This window comes from Vibrio sp. 704, assembly GCF_033339295.1.
This window is the reverse complement of the sequence record NZ_JAWOUH010000768.1, coordinates 1-577: the sequence shown is the minus strand read 5'-3', so window position 1 is coordinate 577 and position 577 is coordinate 1. Positions and strand designations below refer to the sequence as shown.

Genomic DNA, 577 nt, shown 5'->3' with positions numbered 1-577 from the left:
TGTCAATTGTGCAAGCCTAGGCTGCCCGAATCTTCAAACTCAAGCTTTTACCGCTGAGAATACTCAAGCCTTGCTAGAGAGTGCCGCAAAGACCTTTATCAACAGCAAAAAAGGCGTCTCTATTGAAGGCAACACGGCGAAAATATCTTCAATTTATGAGTGGTTTGCCGTTGATTTTGGTGGTGAGAAAGAGGTGTTTAACCACATCAGAAAGTACGCGCCACAATACAACCGTTTTTCAGGTCGGGTGAAGTACGACTACGATTGGAACTTGAACCAAGCCGACTGATTTATCCAGCCTTGTTCAGCTTGAGATGCTTTTAACCACCGATAACCCAAAAGCTAAAAAGGGCACCAAGTGCCCTTTTTACTTTCTAGTTTGCTTGCTAGATTTTGGCTTACTTAAAGCCTTTTACCTTTTTAATTAAATCGTAAGCGTTTTGAATTTCTTGCGATTTTTCTTTTGCGACGTTCATCATTTCTGGCGGTAAACCTTTGGCCATCAATTTATCAGGGTGATGCTCATTCATTAACTTACGGTAAGCTCGTTTAACGGTTTTACCGTCCGCCTCTGGTG

Annotated in this window: 1 protein-coding gene and 1 pseudogene; one reads left to right on the top strand and one right to left on the bottom strand. The window is 42.3% G+C overall.

Features of this window, described 5'->3' with window-relative positions; translation table 11 throughout:
• A pseudogene (locus tag R7R24_RS29005) lies at positions 1 to 289 on the top strand (DUF547 domain-containing protein); the annotation flags it as partial.
• Between the two features lie 109 nt (positions 290 to 398).
• On the opposite strand, the gene R7R24_RS29000 reads toward R7R24_RS29005, so the two are convergent.
• Positions 399 to 577 (bottom strand): DnaJ domain-containing protein (locus R7R24_RS29000; RefSeq protein WP_318120498.1); only part of this gene is annotated, 179 nt, incomplete at its 5' end.